The sequence below is a fragment of the Streptomyces sp. NPDC050147 genome, from assembly GCF_040660195.1.
In the GTDB taxonomy this organism is placed as follows: domain Bacteria; phylum Actinomycetota; class Actinomycetes; order Streptomycetales; family Streptomycetaceae; genus Streptomyces.
The window spans coordinates 13,950-34,512 of record NZ_JBFALJ010000034.1 but is presented as its reverse complement, the minus strand read 5'-3'; the positions used below and the strand labels follow the sequence as shown (position 1 = coordinate 34,512).

Annotated in this window: 21 protein-coding genes; 8 read left to right on the top strand and 13 right to left on the bottom strand. The window is 70.6% G+C overall.

Annotation, left to right across the window (positions count from 1 at the left end):
* Positions 1-163 precede the first annotated feature (163 nt).
* The 7 genes from AB0I94_RS37140 to AB0I94_RS37110 form a co-directional block, all read right to left on the bottom strand.
* Positions 164-967 carry an ABC transporter ATP-binding protein gene (locus AB0I94_RS37140; protein ID WP_363314209.1) on the bottom strand — a complete coding sequence of 268 codons (804 nt, stop codon included), beginning with the start codon at positions 965-967 and terminating at the stop codon, positions 164-166.
* Entirely contained in the window at positions 960-1,904 is a 945-nt protein-coding gene (locus AB0I94_RS37135; protein WP_363314208.1) for an ABC transporter permease, read from the bottom strand. Before AB0I94_RS37135 ends, AB0I94_RS37140 begins: the two co-directional genes overlap by 8 nt.
* Before the next feature lie 95 nt (positions 1,905-1,999).
* A complete protein-coding gene (locus AB0I94_RS37130) occupies positions 2,000-2,872 on the bottom strand; it encodes a glycosyltransferase (protein ID WP_363314267.1) in 873 nt (290 codons plus the stop codon).
* 20 nt (positions 2,873-2,892) lie between these two features.
* Positions 2,893-3,672 (bottom strand): CDP-alcohol phosphatidyltransferase family protein, encoded by a 780-nt coding sequence (locus tag AB0I94_RS37125; RefSeq protein WP_363314207.1) that lies wholly within the window; start codon positions 3,670-3,672, stop codon positions 2,893-2,895.
* The gene (locus AB0I94_RS37120) at positions 3,650-4,714 is read right to left on the bottom strand and encodes an iron-containing alcohol dehydrogenase family protein (protein WP_363314206.1); all 1,065 of its coding nucleotides are present in this window, start codon (positions 4,712-4,714) and stop codon (positions 3,650-3,652) included. The genes AB0I94_RS37125 and AB0I94_RS37120 overlap by 23 nt, the downstream gene beginning before the upstream one ends.
* Positions 4,702-5,439, bottom strand: coding sequence for a phosphocholine cytidylyltransferase family protein (locus AB0I94_RS37115; protein WP_363314205.1), 738 nt, complete (start codon positions 5,437-5,439; stop codon positions 4,702-4,704). Before AB0I94_RS37115 ends, AB0I94_RS37120 begins: the two co-directional genes overlap by 13 nt.
* Positions 5,436-7,079 (bottom strand): DUF5941 domain-containing protein, encoded by a 1,644-nt coding sequence (locus AB0I94_RS37110; RefSeq protein ID WP_363314204.1) that lies wholly within the window; start codon positions 7,077-7,079, stop codon positions 5,436-5,438. The genes AB0I94_RS37115 and AB0I94_RS37110 overlap by 4 nt, the downstream gene beginning before the upstream one ends.
* Between AB0I94_RS37110 and AB0I94_RS37105 the strand changes: the two genes are divergently transcribed.
* The 4 genes from AB0I94_RS37105 to idi all read left to right on the top strand — a co-directional run bounded on the left by AB0I94_RS37105 (position 7,071) and on the right by idi (position 10,277).
* On the top strand, positions 7,071-7,298 hold the full coding sequence (locus tag AB0I94_RS37105) for a hypothetical protein (RefSeq protein ID WP_363314203.1): 228 nt from the start codon (positions 7,071-7,073) through the stop codon (positions 7,296-7,298). The genes AB0I94_RS37110 and AB0I94_RS37105 overlap by 9 nt on opposite strands.
* A gap of 206 nt (positions 7,299-7,504) precedes the next feature.
* The gene (gene galE, locus AB0I94_RS37100) at positions 7,505-8,488 is read left to right on the top strand and encodes a UDP-glucose 4-epimerase GalE (protein ID WP_363314202.1); all 984 of its coding nucleotides are present in this window, start codon (positions 7,505-7,507) and stop codon (positions 8,486-8,488) included.
* A 176-nt stretch (positions 8,489-8,664) separates the two neighbouring features.
* Positions 8,665-9,591, top strand: coding sequence for a cation diffusion facilitator family transporter (locus AB0I94_RS37095; protein WP_363314201.1), 927 nt, complete (start codon positions 8,665-8,667; stop codon positions 9,589-9,591).
* A 92-nt stretch (positions 9,592-9,683) separates the two neighbouring features.
* Positions 9,684-10,277 carry an isopentenyl-diphosphate Delta-isomerase gene (gene idi / locus AB0I94_RS37090; RefSeq protein ID WP_363314200.1) on the top strand — a complete coding sequence of 198 codons (594 nt, stop codon included), beginning with the start codon at positions 9,684-9,686 and terminating at the stop codon, positions 10,275-10,277.
* A gap of 29 nt (positions 10,278-10,306) precedes the next feature.
* On the opposite strand, the gene AB0I94_RS37085 is transcribed toward idi, so the two are convergent.
* Together AB0I94_RS37085 and AB0I94_RS37080 are read right to left on the bottom strand one after the other, a co-directional pair.
* The gene (locus AB0I94_RS37085; RefSeq protein ID WP_363314266.1) at positions 10,307-10,798 is read right to left on the bottom strand and encodes an ATP-binding protein; all 492 of its coding nucleotides are present in this window, start codon (positions 10,796-10,798) and stop codon (positions 10,307-10,309) included.
* 166 nt (positions 10,799-10,964) lie between these two features.
* Entirely contained in the window at positions 10,965-11,654 is a 690-nt protein-coding gene (locus AB0I94_RS37080; RefSeq protein ID WP_363314199.1) for a DUF308 domain-containing protein, read from the bottom strand.
* Positions 11,655-11,747: 93 nt separating this feature from the next.
* Here AB0I94_RS37080 and AB0I94_RS37075 point away from each other — a divergent pair, with 93 nt between their 5' ends.
* Complete coding sequence (locus tag AB0I94_RS37075) at positions 11,748-12,527, top strand: enoyl-CoA hydratase-related protein (RefSeq protein ID WP_363314198.1); 780 nt, start codon at positions 11,748-11,750, stop codon at positions 12,525-12,527.
* Here the strand turns inward: AB0I94_RS37075 and AB0I94_RS37070 are convergent.
* Complete coding sequence (locus AB0I94_RS37070) at positions 12,517-13,149, bottom strand: DJ-1/PfpI family protein (RefSeq protein WP_363314197.1); 633 nt, start codon at positions 13,147-13,149, stop codon at positions 12,517-12,519. The two genes, AB0I94_RS37075 and AB0I94_RS37070, sit on opposite strands and share 11 nt — an antisense overlap.
* Positions 13,150-13,156: 7 nt before the next feature.
* A complete protein-coding gene (locus AB0I94_RS37065) occupies positions 13,157-14,149 on the bottom strand; it encodes a GlxA family transcriptional regulator (protein WP_363314196.1) in 993 nt (330 codons plus the stop codon).
* A 144-nt stretch (positions 14,150-14,293) separates the two neighbouring features.
* Between AB0I94_RS37065 and AB0I94_RS37060 the strand changes: the two genes are divergently transcribed.
* The 3 genes from AB0I94_RS37060 (at position 14,294) to AB0I94_RS37050 (ending at position 17,937) form a co-directional block, all read left to right on the top strand.
* Positions 14,294-15,184: a hypothetical protein gene (locus AB0I94_RS37060; RefSeq protein WP_363314195.1), complete on the top strand. Its 891-nt coding sequence runs from the start codon at positions 14,294-14,296 to the stop codon at positions 15,182-15,184.
* A 134-nt stretch (positions 15,185-15,318) separates the two neighbouring features.
* Positions 15,319-15,486, top strand: a complete 168-nt coding sequence (locus AB0I94_RS37055) for an LPFR motif small protein (protein ID WP_363314194.1) — start codon at positions 15,319-15,321, stop codon at positions 15,484-15,486.
* A gap of 63 nt (positions 15,487-15,549) precedes the next feature.
* Positions 15,550-17,937, top strand: a complete 2,388-nt coding sequence (locus tag AB0I94_RS37050; RefSeq protein ID WP_363314193.1) for a Tex family protein — start codon at positions 15,550-15,552, stop codon at positions 17,935-17,937.
* A 21-nt stretch (positions 17,938-17,958) separates the two neighbouring features.
* Here AB0I94_RS37050 and AB0I94_RS37045 read toward each other — a convergent pair whose 3' ends face one another.
* Positions 17,959-19,602 (bottom strand): ABC-F family ATP-binding cassette domain-containing protein, encoded by a 1,644-nt coding sequence (locus AB0I94_RS37045; RefSeq protein ID WP_363314192.1) that lies wholly within the window; start codon positions 19,600-19,602, stop codon positions 17,959-17,961.
* 69 nt (positions 19,603-19,671) lie between these two features.
* The gene (locus AB0I94_RS37040; RefSeq protein WP_363314191.1) at positions 19,672-20,547 is read right to left on the bottom strand and encodes an RNA polymerase sigma-70 factor; all 876 of its coding nucleotides are present in this window, start codon (positions 20,545-20,547) and stop codon (positions 19,672-19,674) included.
* Positions 20,548-20,563 lie beyond the last annotated feature (16 nt).

Genomic DNA, 20,563 nt, shown 5'->3' with positions numbered 1-20,563 from the left:
CGGGGTGTTCCGCGCATCACAACAACACACCGATTGTCATCAAACTTCCCTCGGCGCAAGAGACTTGAGGCATCCAACGGGTCAGCCGAGTCTCAGGACGCGACAGGGCCCCGCCGGGTTGACTCCGGCGGGGCCCTGGTGCATTCGGGCGTACGGCAGGGGCCTACTTGCCCGTGAACTTCTCGTACTCCTTTATGACCTCGTCGGTCGGCCCGTCCATGCGCAGCTCGCCGCGTTCCAGCCACAGCACGCGGTCGCAGGTGTCACGGATGGACTTGTTGTTGTGGCTGACGAGGAAGACCGTGCCGGCCTCCTTGCGGAGCTCGCGGATGCGAGCCTCGGAGCGCTTTTGGAACTTGCGGTCGCCCGTCGCCAGCGCCTCGTCGATCATCAGTACGTCGTGGTCCTTGGCGGCCGCGATGGAGAAGCGCAGGCGGGCCGCCATGCCCGACGAGTACGTGCGCATCGGCAGGGTGATGAAGTCGCCCTTCTCGTTGATGCCGGAGAAGTCGACGATCTCCTGGTAGCGCTCCCTGATCTGCTCGCGCGTCATACCCATCGCGAGCCCGCCGAGTATGACATTGCGCTCGCCCGTCAGGTCGTTCATCAGGGCCGCGTTCACGCCGAGCAGCGAGGGTTGGCCGTCGGTGTAGACCTTGCCCTTCTCCGCGGGCAGCAGACCCGCGATGGCACGGAGCAGGGTCGACTTGCCGGAGCCGTTCGAGCCGATCAGGCCGATGGCCTCGCCACGGTAGGAGGTGAAGCTGACGCCGCGCACGGCGTGCACCTTGCGTACGCCCCGCTCCTCGCCGCGCCTGATGATGCGGCTCAGGGCGGAGGTGGCACTGCCCTTGCCCGTCTTCGCGCCGTTCACGCGGTAGACGATGTGCAGCTCGTCGGCGATGACGGTGGGGATGTGCGTCCTGTCGCCCTTGTCGACCTTGTGGAGGGGGGTCTCATCAGCCACGGCCGTAACGCTCCTCAGCCTTCCAGAAGTACACGAAGCCGCCGACGGCGACCAGCACGGCCCAGCCCGCGGCGATCGCCCAGGTCCAGTAACCCAACGGGAGGTACTCCTTGCCGTACCCGTCGATGAGCGCGAAGCGCATCAGGTCCATGTAGATGGCCGCCGGGTTCCACTGCAGGATGTCGGCGATCCACGCGGGCTTGCCCTCGAGCATGACCGGGATGGAGAACATCACGCCGGATGCGTACATCCACGTACGCATCACGAACGGCATCAGCTGAGCGAGGTCGGGAGTCTTGCTTCCCAGCCTGGCCATGATCATTGCCAGGCCCGTGTTGAACAGGAACTGCAGGGCCAGGGCGGGCACGATCAGCAGCCACGTCAGCTTGGGGTAGCTGCCGAAGCCGATCGTGATCACGAACAGCACGATCATCGAGAACAGCAGCTGCTGGAGCTGCTGCAGCGAGAACGAGATCGGCAGCGAGGCCCGCGGGAAGTGCAGGGCGCGCACCAGACCGAGATTGCCCGCGATCGCCCGGACACCCGCCATCACCGAGCTCTGGGTGAAGGTGAAGACGAAGACACCGGTGACCAGGAACGGGATGTAGACCTCGCGTTCGAAGCCCCGGTCGGCCTCCAGGATCAGACCGAAGATCAAGAAGTAGACGAGCGCGTTCAGGAGCGGCGTCGCCACCTGCCACAGCTGGCCGAGCTTGGCCTGGCTGTACTGGGCGGTCAGCTTGGCCTGCGAGAAGGCGAGGATGAAGTGGCGCCGTCCCCAGAGCTGGTGGACGTACTCGAAAAGTCCGGGCCGCGCGCCGCTGACGGTCAGACCGTACTTGGCGGCGAGATCGGCCCGGGAGAGCCCGTCATCGGGCGGCGGTGTCGACGGGGACGCTGTCACCGCGACTCCACCGTCATGCGTTGTCTCACTCACGAGTGGAAACTTTCGTCTTCAGATGCGCAGCCGGTCGGGCGTAGGCGTGGGCCAGGGACCGGGGTATGGCCCAGATGTTCTCAGACCCGAGCTTGTCAGATGACAGGAGGTCGGCCCAGTCGGGTCAGGCGCCACACCGTACGCCACTTCATCGGCCTGCGCGGTCCGCAAGGCGTCGTCCAGCCCTCCTTGAAGCCGCCGAACCAGGCCTTGAGCGCGGGGCCCGAGGGCTTCCTGGCCAGGGTCAGGAGCATCCACACACCAAGGTAGACCGGGACCAGGAGCGCGGGCAGGTTGCGGCGGGCGAGCCAGACGCGGTTGCGGGCGACCATCCGGTGGTAGACCGCGTGCCGCGAAGGGGCGGTCGTCGGGTGGAGGAGCACCATGTCGGCGCGGTAGTCGATCATCCAGCCCGCGTTCAGGGCGCGCCAGGCGAGGTCGGTCTCCTCGTGGGCGTAGAAGAACTCGTCGGGCAGTCCGCCGACCTCGGCCATGACCTTCGTACGGACAGCGTTGGCGCCGCCGAGGAAGGTCGTCACGCGCGAGGAGCGCATCGGGTCGGCCGCGCGCAGGCGTGGGACGTGGCGGCGCTGGGTCTCCCCGGTGTCCGGGTCGGCGATGCGGAAGCTGATGATGCCGAGCTTCGGGTCGGCGGCGAAGGCCTCGCGGCACAGCTGGGCCGTGTCCGTGTTGGCCAGCAGGCCGTCGTCGTCGAGGAAGAGAAGGACGTCGACGTCCGTGCCGCCGGGGCCGAACGCCTCGATGCCGACGTTGCGGCCGCCCGGGATGCCGAGGTTCTCGGGCAGTTCGACGGTGCGTACGCCCTCGGGGACGTCGGGCACGGGAGCGCCGTTGCCGACGACCACCACCTCGACCGGGTCGCCGTCCTGCTTGGCGACCGAGTCGAGCAGGGCGCGCAGCTCCTGCGGCCGGTTGCCCATGGTGATGATGACCGCGCCGACCTTCAGGGGCCGGCTCCCCGCCGCACTCACTTCAGCCTGCTGGAGGCGAGGATGGACACGAGGTGCAGCAGGGTCTGGAGCAGGGCGATGCCGGCGAGGACGGCGACACCGATCCGGGAGAAGAGCAGGTCGCCGCGGACCGAGTCCACGATCGCGAGGACCAGGATCAGCAGGGACGCCTCGATGCCGAGGACCAGGCGGTGGAACTTCAGCGCGCCCGCTGCCTTGCGGGCCAGGGCCATGCCGGACGAGCGCGGCTCGGAGGCCGACTCCTTGACCGGCGCCAGGCCCTGCTGGTGGCGGGCGACACCGACGAGGTCGGTCTCCGCCTTGATCAGGATGGCGCCGAGCGCGGCGAGCGTGCCGAGGAAGGCCCACAGCCAGTCGATGCGGCCCGAGCCCCACAGGTCCGCCGCCCGCAGGCCGAAGCCGACCAGGACCGCGGCGTCGCACAGGTAGGCGGCGACCCGGTCGAGGTATACCCCGGCCATGGAGTACTGCTTGCGCCAGCGTGCGATCTCGCCGTCGACGCAGTCGAGCAGGAGATACAGCTGGACCATGATCACGCCGAGCACGGCGCCCGTGATCCCCGGCACCAGAAGCGCCGGGGCGGCGAGGGCGCCGGCCACGGTCATCAGATACGTGAGCTGGTTGGGCGTGATCCTGGTGTTCACCAGGTAGCGGTCGCAGCGCAGCGAGATCTCTCGCATGTACAGGCGTCCCGCCCAGTGCTCACCGCTGCGCCGGTCCTTCACCCCTGCGGGGTGAACGACGGGGCGGAGTTCAGCTACCGATGGCCTTGGCATAGTCGGCGTATGCGTCCTTGATCTGGTCGGAATTCAGATTGAGGTGCTCGAGGATCGTGTAGCGCCCGGGGCGCGTCTGCGGGGCGTACTCCACGACCTGGACGAACTCGTCCACGGTGAAGCCGATCTCCTCCGGAGTCACGGGGAGGCCGTGCCTGCGCAGCACCTCCACCATGTACAGCGACTCCTCGCGCGCTCCACGCAGGAACATCGCGAAGGCCGCGCCCAGGCCGCACTGCTCGCCGTGGCTGGCGGCGCGCTTGGGGAAGAGGAGGTCGAAGGCGTGGTTGATCTCGTGGCAGGCGCCGGACGCCGGGCGGGAGTCGCCCGACACGGACATCGCGATGCCGGTGAGGACCAGACCCTCGGCGAGGACCTGCAAGAAGGCGTCGTCGCCGACGCCACCGGGGTGGCGCAGGACCGCTTCGCCCGCCTGGCGCGCCATCGCGGCCGCGAGACCGTCGATGTCCTCGCCGCGCTCACGGGCGGCGAGCTCCCAGTCCGCGATCGCGGAGATGTTGGACAGGGCGTCGCCGATGCCGGAGCGCACGAACCGTACGGGGGCCTCACGGATCACGTCGAGGTCGATGACGACCGCGATGGGGTTCGGCACTCCGTACGAGCCGCGGCCCGCGTCGTTGTCGAGCGTGGCGACCGGCGAGCACAGGCCGTCGTGCGACAGGTTCGTCGCGACGGCGACCAGCGGCAGGCCGACGCGCGCGGCGGCGAACTTGGCGCAGTCGATGATCTTGCCGCCGCCGAGGCCCACGACCGCGTCGTAACGGCCCTTCTTGATGGCGTCGGCGAGCTTGATGGCGTCATCGAGCGTGCCACCGCCCACCTCGAACCACTCGGCGGTGGGCAGCTGCGGTTCGAGCCGCTGACGGAGCACCGCGCCGGAGCCCCCGCTGATGGCGATGGCGAGCTTGCCGGTTGACGAGCAGATCCGCTGGTCGGCCAGGACACCGGCCAGGTCGTTGAGCGCCCCCGGCCGGATGTCCACGACGACCGGCGAGGGGATGAGCCTCGTCAGTACTGGCACGCGATCTCCCGGCCCTTGGCGAGGTCGTCGTGGTTGTCGATCTCGACCCACTTGATGTCGCCGATCGGCTCCACGTCGATCTTGAAGCCGCGGTTGACGAGCTCCTGGTAGCCGTCCTCGTAGTAGAGGTCGGGGTCGCGCTCGAAGGTCGTCTTCAGGGCGTCGGCCAGCTGCTCGGCGGCGTCGCCCTCGATGAGCGTGACACCGATGTACTCACCGGTGGCGGACGCCGGGTCCATCAGCTTGGTGATCTTCTGGACGCCCTTCTCGGGGTCCACGATGACCTTCATCTCCTCGTCGGCGAGGTTCTTCACCGTGTCGAGGGCGAGGATGATCTTCTTGCCGTCGCCGCGGGCGGCGAGCAGCGTCTTCTCGACGGAGACGGGGTGCACGGTGTCGCCGTTGGCGAGGATCACCGTGTGCTTGATCGCGTCACGACCGCACCAGAGGGAGTAGGCGTTGTTCCACTCCTCGGCCTTGTCGTTGTCGATCAGCGTGAGCTTGAGGCCGTACTTCTCCTCAAGGGCCGCCTTGCGGTCGTAGACCGCTTCCTTCTTGTAGCCGACGATGATCGCGACCTCGGTCAGACCGATCTCCGCAAAGTTGCCGAGGGTCAGGTCGAGGATGGTGGTGTCACCGTCGACCGGCACCAGGGCCTTGGGAAGCGTGTCGGTGTAGGGGCGAAGACGCCGTCCGGCGCCGGCCGCCAGCACAAGGCCGATCATGCGGGTTCTCCTTCATCGTGTACGGCGGGTGCTCCGCGTTTATGGGCGGTCACCCAGAAGCGGATGCTCTCGACGAGCACCACAAGTGCCACGGCCACGGCGAGCGCCGTGAGCGCGACGGTGAAATCTGTGTCGGTGAGCAGCGTGGCGGCGAGAGCGACCACGAGCGTCCTGCCCTCATGCCCGCCGATCGCCCGCACCAGCCACTGCGGCGGCGCGCCCGCGTCGCCGCGAATGCGGTACACCGTGTCGTAGTGATGGTAGGCGACAGCGGACACCAGTCCGAAAGCCGCGGGCAAAGCGCCGTTCACGTCCGCGTTGGCGGCGAGCAGCAGGATCGTGCCGTACTCGGCCGCGCGGAAGAACGGCGGCACCAGCCAGTCGAGGGCGCCCTTGAGGGGGCGGGCGACGGCGAGCCCCGAAGTGACGACGTAGATCACCGCGGCGACGACCACCCACGGGCTGCCGTACGACGTGAGTCCCGCCACGCACGCGACCACGGCGCCGCCGGTGAGGGCGAGGACCGGCGCGGGCAGCGAGAGGCCGCCGAGCCTGAGTGCGGCGAAGGAGGACGCGAGCGGCCCGGTGTCGGCCAGGTCCGCGAGTGCCTGTGCGGCGCGGTCGGTGCGGGTGGCCCTGCGGGTGAGCGAGCGCAGGACACGGCCCGCCGTGGTGTAACAGGCGGCGAGGCCGCAGCCGATGAGCAGCACGATCAGGGTGATGCGCGGGGTGGTCACCGCGGTGAGTACGGCGATCAGCGCCCAGCGCTCGCCGATCGGCAGCACGATCATCCGGCGCAGCCAGACGGTCCAGCCGACGCTGTCGAGCTTGTCCGAAAGGGCTGCGGTGGGGCTGGTGTTGGCGGTGGCGTCGTGATTCGCCTCGTTGAAGGAGAAGTCCACGACGTGGCGGCCGGTCTGCAGGACCATCGCGCCGAGCGCCAGCGCCCATACGTCGTCACCGCCTTGGGCGGCGCCGAGCGCGAGGCCCGCGTAGTAGGCGTACTCCTTGGCCCGGTCGAAGGTCGCGTCGAGCCAGGCGCCCAGCGTCGAGTACTGCAGGGAGTAGCGGGCGAGCTGCCCGTCCGTGCAGTCCAGGACGAAGGAGAAGAGCAGCAGCAGGCCGGCCGCGACGAAGCCGCCGCGGGTACCGGTGGCCGCGCAGCCCGCCGCGATCAGGGCGACGAGCAGCGAGGCGGTGGTGACCTGGTTCGGGGTGAGACCGCGGCGCGCGCACCAGCGGGCGATGTAGCGCGAGTAAGGAGAGATGCAGTACGTCGTGAAGAAGCCGTCCCGCGACTTGACGGCCGTGCGCAGGCGTACGGCTTCGTCGTCGACGGCGGCGACCGCCTGGCGTGCCTCGTTCCGCGCCTGCGGATCGCTGGGCACGGTGGCGACGAGGGTGCCGAGGTCGGGGCGGTGGAGCGCGCGGCCTTCGGCTTCGACGGCCTCGGCCACGTGGTCCGCGAGCGCCTCCACCGTCACGGCGGAGCCGCCGCCGTTGCCGGAGCCGGTGGTGGCCCGCAGCGCGCGCGTCAGGTCGGCGCGGGCCTCGGGCTGCGCGGTGACGGCGCCGGGGACGGCCGACGCGGCGAAGCGCGGGTCCGTCAGACCGAGGCGGAGCGCGTGGACGTGGCCCACGAAGCGCGCGTCGACGACCGCGACGCGCTGCCCGGCCGGGACGGCGGCGAGCAGCGTCTCGGTGTCCGCCGCGTCGGACGCGACCCGGACGTCAAACCCCAGGGACCGCAGATCGCCTTCGAGCGGCGACCCGGGGACCGGCTGACCGGTCAGGATGGCGGTCGACAGACGAACTCACTCCTTGATTGCCGGCGCGGCTCGCGCCGGGCACGTGCGTGATGAGGGGCGCCCCTGGCCGGCAGCGGCCGGGCGGCACGTCGGCAGAGGCTATCGGATGTTGGGAAGCGGGCGTTCACCGCCCGTTTACGGCCCCATAAGCGGGACCTGCAGAGGCCTCCGCCAACTCGATCATCATGGTCGATCGGAGGCGGCACCCACAAACCGCACTTCATGCGACCGGCACAAACGACATAAAGTCGACGCCCATGACATGGATGATCACAGGTGGAGCGGGATATATCGGGGCACATGTGGTGCGGGCGATGGCCGGCGCCGGGGAGCGGGTCGTCGTCCTCGACGACGTCTCGGCCGGGGTGCCCGCGCGGCTCCCCGCGGACATCCCTCTCATTAGGGGCTCTTCCCTCGACGCCGAGCTGTTGCGGCGGGTGTTCGCCGAGCACGAGGTGACGGGTGTGGTGCATCTCGCGGCCCGCAAGCAGGTCGGCGAATCCGTGGAGCAGCCGCTGCGCTACTACCGGGAGAACCTCGGCGGCCTGGTGACGCTGCTCGACGCGGTGGCCGAGGCCGGCATCAAGCGGTTCGTCTTCTCCTCGTCGGCCGCGGTGTACGGCAACCCGCCCGACGTCGACCTGGTGACGGAGGACACTCCCTGCGTGCCGATCAATCCCTACGGTGAGACGAAGCTCGCCGGGGAGTGGCTGGTGCGGGCCGCCGGGCGGGCGCACTCCATCGCGACCGTGTGCTTGCGCTACTTCAACGTGGCGGGCGCCACGGCCCCCGAGCTCGCGGACACCGGGGTCTACAACGTGATCCCGATGGTCTTCGACCGGCTCACGCGCGACGAGGCGCCGCGGATCTTCGGTGCCGACCACCCGACCCCGGACGGCACCTGCGTCCGCGACTACATCCACGTCGCCGACCTCGCCGACGCCCATCTCGCCGCGGCCCGTCGCGTCGAGGCCCATCCCGAGGGCGACCTGACGGTGAACATCGGCCGCGGCGAGGGCGTTTCCGTACGCGAACTCGTCACGCTCATCGGCGAGATCTCCGGCGACACCCGCCCGGCGCTCGTCGAGCCGCGCCGCGAGGGCGACGCGCCGCGCGCCGTGGCGGACGCGCGCCTGGCCGCCGAGAAGCTGGGCTGGAAGGCTCGGCGCGGGGTGCGCGAGATGGTCGAATCCGCATGGGCGGGCTGGTGCCTCCACCATCCCGAGGCGCGCCACCCCTGATCACGTCAGGACCCCGTCAGCGCTCTGACCTGCGATCATTTCCGCAGGTCAGAGCATATGACAACGGTGTTCAGTGCCGTGTTGCCGGATACCCCCCGCCCGTAGTTCACTGTGATCGCGACAGACGCGCGGCCAGGGAACAGACGACCGATACCGAGCACACGGAGGCGGCTTCCATGGGGGCTGGGCACGACCACGGACACACACACGGGGGGACGGCGACAGCGGCGTACCGGGGGCGGCTGCGCATCGCGCTCTCGATCACGCTCACCGTCATGGTGGTCGAGATCGTCGGCGGACTCATGGCGGATTCGCTCGCGCTCATCGCGGACGCGACGCACATGGCGACCGACGCCCTCGGGCTCGGCATGGCGCTCCTTGCGATCCAGTTCGCCGGCCGTCCGGCGACGGAGAACCGCACCTTCGGCTACGCCCGCGCCGAGATCCTCGCGGCGCTCGCCAACTGTCTGCTGCTGCTCGGAGTGGGCGGCTACGTCCTGTTCGAGGCGGTCCAGCGGTTCATCACGCCCGCCGAGACCGAGGGCGGACTGACCATCGTCTTCGGCGCCATCGGCCTGGTGGCGAACATGATCTCCCTCTCGCTCCTGATGCGCGGCCAGAAGGACAGCCTGAACGTGCGGGGCGCCTTCCTGGAGGTCATGGCCGACGCGCTGGGCTCCCTGGCCGTGATCGTCGCGGCGGTGCTCATCCTGACGACCGGCTGGCAGGCGGCGGACCCGATCGCCTCGCTGGTCATCGGCCTCATGATCGTTCCGCGTACGGTGAAGCTGCTGCGGGAGACCCTGAACGTGCTCCTGGAGTCCGCGCCGAAGGGCGTCGACATGGCTGAGGTCCGCTCACACATACTGGATCTGCCGGGTGTCGAGGACGTCCACGACCTGCACGCCTGGACCATCACATCGGGGATGCCGGTCCTCTCCGCGCACGTGGTCGTCAGCACCGAGACGCTGAACGCGATCGGCAACGAGAAGATGCTGCACGAACTTCAGGGCTGCCTGGGCGATCACTTCGACGTCGAGCACTGCACCTTCCAGCTGGAGCCGGTCGGCCACGCGGAGCACGAGGCGAAACTCTGCCACTGACACCGGTGCGGGTGGCTTCCGGTGGTTCCTTGCCGGGAGGGCCCCTCACGTGCGGCAGACTTGAGGCTCGAAGACCGAAGCGAAGGATGGGTATGCCGACCACACCTGCCACCGCGGCGAACAGCTCGTCGAACGGCACCGGAGAAGCGATCTTGCTGGAACTCGTCGACGAGGACGGCAGGACGATCGGCACAGCGGAGAAACTCTCCGCGCATCAGGCGCCCGGGCAGCTGCACCGGGCGTTCTCCGTTTTCCTCTTCGACGAGCAGGGCCGGCTCCTGCTGCAGCAGCGCGCCCTGGGCAAGTACCACTCCCCCGGCGTCTGGTCGAACACCTGCTGCGGCCACCCGTACCCCGGCGAGGCGCCGTTCGCGGCCGCCGCGCGCCGGACGTACGAGGAGCTGGGCGTCTCGCCCTCGCTGCTCGCGGAGGCGGGCACGGTCCGCTACAACCACCCGGACCCCGACTCCGGTCTGGTGGAGCAGGAGTTCAACCACCTCTTCGTGGGGATGGTGCAGGCGGAGCTGCGCCCCGATCCCTCCGAGGTCGGCGAGACCGCCTTCGTGACGGCGGACGAGCTGGCGCGGCGCCATGCGGAGGGGCCGTTCTCCGCGTGGTTCATGACCGTCCTGGACGCGGCCCGGCCCGCGGTCCGCGAGCTCACGGGGCCTTCCGCCGGTTGGTGAGACCCGGCTGGTGAGACCCGGCTGGTGAATCAACTGCCGTTCGGGTCGGCTCCGTCGGGCTTCAGGGGCAGGGCCGCCCAGATGACCTTGCCCCCGCTCGCGGTGTGTTCGACGTCGCAGGCTCCGCCCGCCTCCTGGGTGATCTCGCGCACCAGGAGAAGGCCCCGCCCGCCGGTCTGGCCGTGGTCGGCCACCAGGGCGGTGGGGCGGTAGGGGTGGTCGTCCTCCACGGAGACCCGCACCCACTCGGCGCCGACCGCCACCTCCACCGCGAGCATCGGCGAGAGCAGGGCCGCGTGCCGCACCGCGTTGGTGACCAGTTCGGAGACAATCAGGAGCAGGCCCTGCACGAGGTCGTCCGACACGGGCACGCCCTGCCGGGCAAGGAGGTCACGCACCGCGTGCCGTGCCTGGGGCACCGAGGCGTCCACGGCGGCGGCGGTGAACCGCCACACGCCTTCGTACGGCACTTTTCCGGGCTCCCGAGGGAGAGGGCCTGGCCCCCTCCCGTCATCGTCCATCGTCCGGTCGCCGTCCCTGCGCTCGATTGTCACCACGTGTCGAGTGTTGGGAACGCCTTGGCCCGGACCCTATGACTGACCAGAAGTCAGCGACTATCGACGGCATTTGATCACTGACGCCCGAGCGCGTCAGTTGACTGACTGATCCTGTTCTCGCCGTTTCGCTTCAAGCGTTCTTCGGGTTGTACGGGTTGTTCGGGCCGTCAGCGTCGTTCGCGTCGTCCGGGCCGTTCGCGTCGTCCGGCCCGTTCGCGTGACCCGGCGGCCGGTCCTCCGCGACCATGCTCACGATCCGGCGCCCGCCCAGGCCCGTGGCGAGCAGGCCGAGGCCGTCGAAGAGCAGCGCGAGGGAGAAGAAGCAGCCGATCACGTACTGGCTGCTGCTGGGCCAGTTGCCGAGCACCAGGATGCCGAGCAGGAGCCCGAAGGCACCTTGCACGAGCGTCCAGCCGAACTGCGGGCCGCGCACCACCAGGCTGCCGACAAGCCGGAAGACACCACCGGTCAGGAAGAGCAGCGCGGCGAACATCGTCAGCGCCTCCGCCGCCACATCCGGGCTGCGGATGATCACGACACCGGCGGCGAGGTTCAGGGCGGCCACGACCACGCCGAGCCAGAAGAAGTTCGTGCCGCGCGACTGCACCGCGTGCAGCAGACCGACACAGCCACCCACCAGGAGCAGCCAGCCGAAGAGGAGCATGGAGGTGAGGGTGGCGACGCCCGTGTAGACGAGGCCCACGAGCCCGGCGACCGCCAGGATCGCACCCAGCAGGGCCAGCCAGCCGAGGCTGCGGTTGAGCTGCTTGGCGCCCTGGGCCCGGGGTGCGGCGGCCTTGGCGCTCTTGGATCGGGCCATCAGCGTCTCCGTCCTGCTGCCCCCACTGCTCAGCGTTCTCCGGGCCGCCCCTTCTTGATCGTACGTTCGAGTAGTGCGGATAGCATCCCGCACATGGAGCCGCAGCTGAGGCAGGCCGTCACCCACGGCGTCGCCACCGTCGTCATCGACCATCCGGCGAAGCGCAACGCCATGACGGCGTCCATGTGGCGTCAGGTGCCGCCGCTGCTCGCCGGGCTCGCCGCCGACCCGGCCGTGCGGGCGGTCGTACTGACCGGAGAGGGCGGCACCTTCTGCGCGGGCGCCGACATCTCCTCGCTGCGGGAGTCACCCGGCGAGGCGCAGGAGCTGGCGGTGCGGGCCGAGGAGGCACTCGCGGTCTTCCCCAAGCCGACGCTGGCCGCGGTGCGCGGCTACTGTGTGGGGGGCGGAAGCCAGCTGGCGGCGGCCTGCGATCTGCGGTTCGCGGACGAGGGCGCCCTGTTCGGGATCACTCCGGCGAAGCTGGGGATCGTCTATCCGTCCTCGTCGACGCGGCGCCTGGTGTCGCTCGTGGGCCCCGCGTCCGCCAAGTACCTCTTGTTCTCGGGCGAGTTGATCGACGCGGGGCGTGCGCTGCGTACCGGCCTGGTGGACGAGGTGCTGCCCGCGGGCGAGCTCGACAAGCGGGTGGCGGAGTTCACCGCCGTCCTCGCCGCACGTTCGCAGCTGACACAGGCCGCGGCCAAGGAGTTCGCGGCCGGGCGCCTTGACCGGGATGCCCACTGGGGCGAGCAGGCGCAGGCCGGCGGCGACACCGCCGAGGGGGTCGCCGCCTTCCTGGAGCGCCGAGAACCGCGCTTCACCTGGACGCCGCCCGGCGACGGCGCCCCCCAGAACGGCGCTACTGGCTGAAACGGCTGCCCGCGCGGAACTCCTCGACGAGGTGCGCGGGGGCCTTCTGCGGGGAGCCGGCGTCGTAGGGCGGCTGAGGGTCGTACTCCGTGAGGAGCTGCACGGACTGGGCCTGCTCCTCGCCCGCGATCCGGCCGACCAGGGCGAGCCCCATGTCGATGCCGGAGGAGACCCCGGCCGCCGTGACGTACTTGCCGTCGAACACCACCCGCTCCCCCGTCGGCTTCGCGCCGAACCTCTCCAGCTCCGCGAGGGCCAGCCAGTGCGAGGTGGCGCGGCGCCCCTTGATCAGCCCCGCGGCGGCGAGCAGGAGGGAGCCGGTGCACACGGACGTCGTCCAGGTGCTCGTGGCGTCGGCGGAGCGCAGCCGGCCCAGGAGCACCTCGTTCTCCATCTGGGCGCTCTGGCCCGGGCCGCCCGGGACGACCAGGACGTCCGGCTCGGATACGTCGGCGAAGGCGCGGTCGGCGACGAGAGCGAGGGAACCGTTGTCGTTGCGCACCGGGCCGGGGCGCTCCGCCACGAAGACGGTCTCGGCGCCCGGAAGGCGGCTGAGGGTCTCGTACGGACCGACCGCGTCCAGGGCCGTGAAGCGGTCGAACAGGACGATGGCGATCTGCATGGCTCGCCTATCCGTCGAGGGCGGGTGCCGGCTGAGGGGTGAGTGGGGCGTGGAAGCGCCGCCGGTACTCGGCGGGCGCCGCGCCGAGGGTCTTGATGAAGGCCCGGCGCATCGCCTCCGGTGTGCCGTAGCCGCAGGCGCGCGAGACCTCCCCGATCCCGTGGGAGGTGTCCTCCAGGAGGCGGCGCGCGTGCTCGACGCGTACGCGCTCGACGTACTTGCCCGGCGTCATGCCCGTCTCCGTCTGGAACGCGCGGGCGAAGTGCCGCGGTGAGAGCCGGGCGCGAGCGGCGAGCGACTCGACGCGGAGGTTCTCGTCCGGGTGCTCGCTGATCCACTGCTGGACCTCGCGCAGGGGTTCGCGCAGGGCCGTCTGCGCGGAGAGCTGCGCACTGAACTGCGCCTGGTTCCCCGGTCGCCGCAGGAAGACGACGAGATAGCGCGCGATCAGCAGCGCCTCGTCCCGGCTCAGGTCCTCCTCCACCAAGGCCAGGGCCAGGTCGATGCCCGCGGTCACGCCCGCGGACGTCGCGACGTGACCGTCACGGACGAAGATCGGATCGGGGTCGACCTCGACAGCGGGGTGATCACGCGCGAGCTCGGCACAGAACGCCCAGTGGGTCGTCACCCGGCGACCGTCCAGGAGCCCGGCCTCGGCGAAGAGGATGGCGCCCGTGCAGACGGACACCAGGCGCCGCGCGCGCGGGGCGTTCGTCCGGAGCCAGTCGATCAGGCGGGGGTCGGCCGTGCGGCTGCCGATGCCGCCCGGGACGAGGAGGGTGTGCGGCGTGGGGGCGTCGGCGAGGGAGGAGTCCGGTACGAGCGTGAGGCCGCTGGATGTGCGTACGGGGGCGCCGTCGAGGGAGGCGGTGCGGATGCGGTACGCCGGCTCTTCACCGCCGTGGCAGGCGGCGGCGCCCGCGAAGACCTCCACGGGCCCCGTGACGTCGAGGCTCTGGACGCCGTCGTAGAGGACCACCAGGACAGTTCGCTGCTCCATGCCCTGATTCTTGGCCTCGCGCGGGATGGCCGCAATGACGAATGGCCCCCTTTTCCTGCCATCGACCGAGACTACGCGGGCGCGGTCCCGGCGGGTGGGCGCCCTGGGCTTCACGTCATACCAACCAGTCGGTAGCGTGCGGTCATGACTTCTCTCAAGCCCCCCTCGCCGGCCGCGGCGCTCCACCCGCGCGCGGGACGTCGGTGTCACAACGTGCTCAATTCGCTGCACTCGACGCACTACTTCTCGCCCGACACGGGGCGCGAGCTGGCCGGGATCGGGATCGCCCACCCCAGGGCCGTCAATTTCGCCGTGCGGACGGCGGCGATGGGGCCGGTCGGCGCCGGAGTGGTCTCGGCGGCGTTCTACAACTACAAGCACGAGACCGTCGCCCGGCACGTGCCCGGCATCTGGCGCACCGCATCCCCCGAAAACGTCCTCGCGGCACGCGCGCGTGCCGTCGACTCGACGCTGCGGCGCCTCCTCGGAGAGGAGGCCCTCGCGTCGCCGGAAATGGCGGAGGCGGCCGAGCTCGCGCTGCGCGCCACCGAGGCCTGCTCCCGTTCGGCACGGCCGCTCTACGCGGCCCACGCGGACCTGCCCGTCCCCGAGCAGCCGCACCTCGCGCTCTGGCACGCCGCGACGCTGCTGCGCGAGCACCGGGGCGACGGGCACCTCACGGCTCTCCAGCACGCCGAACTCGACGGCATCGAGGCCCTGGTGAGCCACACGGCGACCGGCAAGGGCATGCGGCCGAAGTGGAACTTCCACACGCGCGGCTGGACCCAGGAGGACTGGGACGCGGCGGTGGAGCGGCTCCGCGCCCGCGGACTGCACGACGGCAAGGCCGAGTTGACGGAGGCGGGCGTCGCGCTGCGCAAGGACGTCGAGGAGGCCACGGACCGCCTCGACCGGGCTCCGTACGAGCACCTGGGCGCGGCCGGTGTGGAGCGCCTGACGGAGCTGGGCACCGTGTTCGCGGGCGCGGCTCTCCAGGCAGGCGCGTTCCCGGCGGATCTGCTCGGCAAGGAGTAGCCGGCCCCCGGCGCGGGCCGAACCACGGCGCAGGCGGCGCAGTCGACGCAGGCATGGACGGCGCCGTGCGAGGTACCCGTTCGTCTCCGGCCCCGCGCGCTTCGCGCCGGACCGGCGACGAAAGGGGAAATCCCGTGTTCCGAGCGATCGCAGATGTCCTGCGTCAGATCGGCGCGGCACTCGCCACCGTGGTGACGCTGCCGTTCCGCGCCGTTGCCCGGCTCTTCGGCGGTGCCTCCAGCTCCACGCGGCGAACGGGGCGCCGGTCGGGAGGCCGCCCGGGGCGGGCACGCCGGGTCTGATCCCCCCGCTGTCGGTGCCACCTGCCACAATTGCCCCGCAACCCCAGTGAGAAGGCGGGAAACGTGGCACCTCTGCAGACGTCCACAGCATCGATCGAAGGCAGGATCGCCGAAGAACTCGGCGTACGGGAGCGGCAGGTGAAGGCCGCCGTCGACCTGCTCGACGGCGGCTCGACGGTGCCCTTCATCGCTCGCTACCGCAAGGAAGCGACCGAGATGCTCGACGACGCGCAGCTGCGCACGCTCGAGGAGCGGCTGCGTTATCTGCGGGAGCTCGAGGAGCGGCGCGCCGCGATCCTCGAATCGGTCCGCGAGCAGGACAAGCTCACCGACGACCTCGAGGCGCGGATCCGCGCGGCGGACACCAAGGCGCGGCTCGAGGACATCTACCTGCCGTTCAAGCCGAAGCGCCGTACGAAGGCGCAGATCGCCCGCGAGGCGGGGCTCGAGCCGCTGGCCGACGGACTGCTCGGCGACCCTTCCGTGGAGCCGCTCGCCGCGGCCTCCGCCTTCGTGGACGCCGACAAGGGCGTCGCCGACCCGCAGGCCGCGCTGGACGGCGCCCGCTCGATCCTCGCCGAGCGGTTCTCCGAGGACGCCGACCTCATCGGTGAGCTGCGTGAGCGCATGTGGGTGCGCGGCCGCCTCGCCGCGAAGGTCCGCGAGGGCAAGGAGGAGGCGGGCGCCAAGTTCGCCGACTACTTCGACTTCGCGGAGCCCTTCAAGGACCTGCCCTCGCACCGCATCCTCGCGATGCTCCGCGGCGAGAAGGAGGACGTGCTCGACCTCGTCCTCGAACCGGAGGAGGCCAGGGAAGGCCCGTCCTCGTACGAGGGGATGGTCGCCCATCGCTTCGGCGTCGTGGACCGCGGCCGCCCGGCCGACAAGTGGCTGCAGGACACGGTGCGCTGGGCCTGGCGGACCCGCATCCTGGTGCACCTGGGGATCGACCTGCGGCTGCGCCTTCGCACGGCGGCCGAGGACGAGGCCGTCCGGGTCTTCGCGTCGAACCTGCGCGACCTGCTGCTCGCCGCACCGGCGGGCACGCGCGCGACGCTGGGGCTCGACCCCGGTTTCCGTACGGGCGTGAAGGTCGCCGTGGTCGACGCGACCGGCAAGGTCGTCGCGACGGACGTCATCCACCCGCACGTCCCGGCGAACAAGTGGGACCAGTCCCTGGCCACGCTTGCGAAGCTCGCCAAGGAGCATTCGGTCGACCTGATCGCGATCGGGAACGGCACGGCGTCGCGCGAGACGGACAAGCTCGCCGGTGAACTCATCACGAAGCACCCGGAGCTGAACCTCACCAAGGTGATGGTCTCCGAGGCGGGCGCCTCGGTGTACTCCGCGTCGGCCTTCGCCTCGCAGGAGCTGCCCGACATGGATGTGTCGCTGCGCGGCGCCGTCTCCATCGCCCGGCGCCTTCAGGACCCCCTCGCCGAGCTGGTGAAGATCGACCCGAAGTCCATCGGCGTCGGTCAGTACCAGCACGACCTCTCCGAGGTGAAGCTGTCCCGCTCGCTGGACGCGGTCGTCGAGGACTGTGTGAACGGCGTCGGCGTGGACGTGAACACGGCGTCCGCCCCACTGCTCGCCCGAGTCTCCGGCATCGGCGCGGGCCTCGCCGAGAACATCGTGTCGCACCGCGACGCGAACGGCCCCTTCTCCTCCCGCAAGGGCCTCAAGGACGTGGCACGGCTCGGCCCCAAGGCGTACGAGCAGTGCGCGGGCTTCCTGCGCATCCGTGGCGGCGACGACCCGCTGGACGCGTCCAGCGTGCACCCCGAGGCGTATCCGGTGGTGCGCAAGATGGCGAAGAAGACGGGCGGCGAGGTCGCCTCGCTCATCGGCGACACGGCGACGCTGCGCTCACTCAAGGCCGACGAGTTCGTGGACGAGTCCTTCGGTCTGCCCACGGTGACCGACATTCTCAAGGAACTGGAGAAGCCCGGACGCGACCCGCGTCCGGCGTTCAAGACGGCGACCTTCAAGGACGGCGTCGAGAAGATCTCCGACCTCGCGTCCGGGATGGTCCTGGAGGGAGTCGTCACGAACGTGGCGGCGTTCGGTGCCTTCGTGGACATCGGCGTCCACCAGGACGGGCTCGTGCACGTCTCCGCGATGTCCAAGACGTTCGTCAAGGACCCGCGGGACGTGGTGAAGCCGGGCGACATCGTCAAGGTGAAGGTGATGGACGTCGACATTCCGCGCAAGCGGATCTCGCTGACGCTGCGCCTGGACGACGAGGCGAGCCCGGCCGACGGCGAGCAGCCCAAGCGGGGCGGGCGTCCGCCGCAGCAGCGGGGGCAGCGGCCTCCGCGTCAGCAGGGCGGCCAGGGCCAGAGCGGTCAGGGCCAGCGGCAGCAGAAGCGGCAGGGTCCGCCGCCGGCCAATGACGCGATGGCGGACGCGCTGCGACGGGCCGGGCTCCTGAACCCCAAGCAGCGCTGATCCAGGGTGAGTCGGCGGAGGTCAGGGTGACAGTTCGGTCACCTTGCCCTCCGTCACCTCCAGGCGCCGCGTGACCCGCACCGCGTCGAGCATCCTGCGGTCGTGCGTGACCAGCAGCAGCGTGCCCTCGTACGCGTCGAGGGCGGACTCGAGCTGCTCGATCGCGGGCAGGTCGAGGTGGTTCGTCGGCTCGTCCAGGACCAGGAGGTTGACGCCACGGCCCTGGAGCAACGCGAGGCCCGCCCGGGTACGTTCGCCCGGGGAGAGCGTGGCCGCGGGGCGCAGGACGTGCGCGGCCTTCAGGCCGAACTTGGCGAGCAGCGTGCGGACGTCCGCCGGTTCGGTGTCGGGCACGGCCGCGCAGAACGCGTCCAGAAGTGACTCCGGGCCGTGGAACAGCGCGCGTGCCTGGTCCACCTCGCCGACGAGCACTCCGGAGCCGAGGGCCGCGTGGCCCGCGTCCGTGGGGACGCGGGTGAGCAAGGTGCCGAGCAGCGTCGACTTGCCCGAGCCGTTCGCGCCGGTGATGGCCACCCGGTCCGCCCAGTCGATCTGCAGCGTCACGGGCCCGAGCGTGAACTCGCCGCGGTGCACCTCCGCGTCGCGGAGGGTGGCGACGACGCTGCCGGAGCGCGGCGCGGACGCGATCTCCATCTGCAGCTCCCACTCCTTGCGGGGCTCCTCGACGACATCGAGCCGTTCGATCATGCGCTGCGTCTGACGTGCCTTCGCCGCCTGCTTCTCGCTGGCTTCGCTGCGGAAGTTCCGGCCGATCTTGTCGTTGTCGCCCGCCTTGCGACGGGCGTTCTTGACGCCCTTGTCCATCCATGACCGCTGCATCTGGGCGCGGCCCTCCAGAGCGGACTTCTTGTCGGCGAATTCCTCGAACTCGTTACGTGCGTGCCGGCGCGCGACGTCACGCTCCTCCAGATACGCCTCGTATCCGCCGCCGTAGAGGTTGACCTGCTGCTGGGCGAGGTCGAGCTCCAGGACCTTGGTGACGGTCCGGGCGAGGAACTCGCGGTCGTGGCTGACGACCACCGTGCCGGCGCGCAGACCGCGGACGAAGCTCTCCAGGCGTTCCAGGCCCGCGAGGTCGAGGTCGTTGGTCGGCTCGTCCAGGAGGAACACGTCGTAGCGGGACAGGAGCAGTGAGGCGAGGCCCGCTCGGGCGGCCTGGCCGCCGGAGAGCGAGATCATGGTCGTGTCGAGGCCGACGTCGAGGCCGAGGGAGGCGGCGACCTCCTCCGCCCGCTCGTCCAGGTCGGCGCCGCCGAGCGCAAGCCAGCGCTCCAGACTGGACGCGTACGCGTCGTCGGCGCCCGGGGTTCCGTCGACCAGGCCCTGGGTGGCCTCCTCCATGGTCCGCTGGGCCTCGTCGACGCCGGTGCGGCGGGCCAGGAAGGCACGGATGGTCTCGCCTGGGCGGCGGTCGGGCTCCTGCGGCAGGTGGCCCACGGCGGCACTGGCCGGGGCGAGGCGGAGCTCGCCGGCCTCCGGGGTGTCCAGGCCCGCGAGGAGGCGCAGGAGGGTCGACTTGCCGGCGCCGTTGGCACCGACCAGGCCGATGACGTCGCCGGGCGCGACGACCAGCTCCAGGGCGGAGAAGAGGGAGCGGTCGCCGTGGCCGGCGGCGAGATTCTTGGCGACGAGGGTTGCGGTCATCAGGTGGTCGAGTTTAGGCGAGGACGGGGGCTGCCTGTCCGGCAGCACGGGTATGGCGGGCCCGAGGCGTCACGAGGGGTACAAGCCGTTCAGTTTGTCCGGGTTGAACTGGAAACGCATGGTGTGCAGCAAGCCGTCCGCGAGGTCGTAGGTCAGGCACCCACCGATGTAGTCGCCCAGTCTGAACAGGACGCCCAGTTCGCCGTTGATGGTGGCGGGCTCGCAGGTGACGCCGGTCATCACGGGTTTCGCCAGGACGCCGAGAAACCAGCGCGCCACATGGTCCGCGCCGTACAGCGGGCGGCGGGCCGCCGTGACCTTGCCGCCGCCGTCGGACCAGGCGGTGACATCGGGGGCCAGGAGTTCCATGACCGCGTTCAGGTCGCCGCCCGAGCAGGCGGAGAGGAAAGAGGCGGTGACCTGCCGGCGCTGGTCCACGTCCGTGTCGAAGCGGGCGCGGCGCGCCTGGACGTGGGTACGGGCGCGGCGCGCGATCTGCCGGACCGTGGCCTCGGGGCGCTCCACGGTCTCGGCGATCTCCGCGTGGGAGTAGCCGAAGACCTCGCGGAGCAGGAAGACCGCGCGCTCCACCGGGCTGAGGGATTCCAGGACGACGAGCATCGCGGTGGAGACGGTGTCGGCCAGCTCGCTCTCCTCGGCTACGTCGGGCGTCGTCAGCAGGGGCTCGGGAAGCCACGGTCCGATGTACGTCTCGCGGGTGGCACGCGCCGAAGTGAGCCGGTTCAACGACAGGTTGGTGACCGTGCGCACGAGGTAGGCCTTGGGGTGGCGGACCGATTCGCGCTCCACCGAGTTCCAGGCCAGCCAGGTGTCCTGCACGATGTCCTCGGCGTCGGCGACGCTGCCCAGCATCCGGTAGGCGGTGGAGTGCAGCAGCCGCCGGTGCTCGAAGAACGGGTCGGGCGCGGGCTCGACGCGGGTCATCGGCACATGGTCCCAG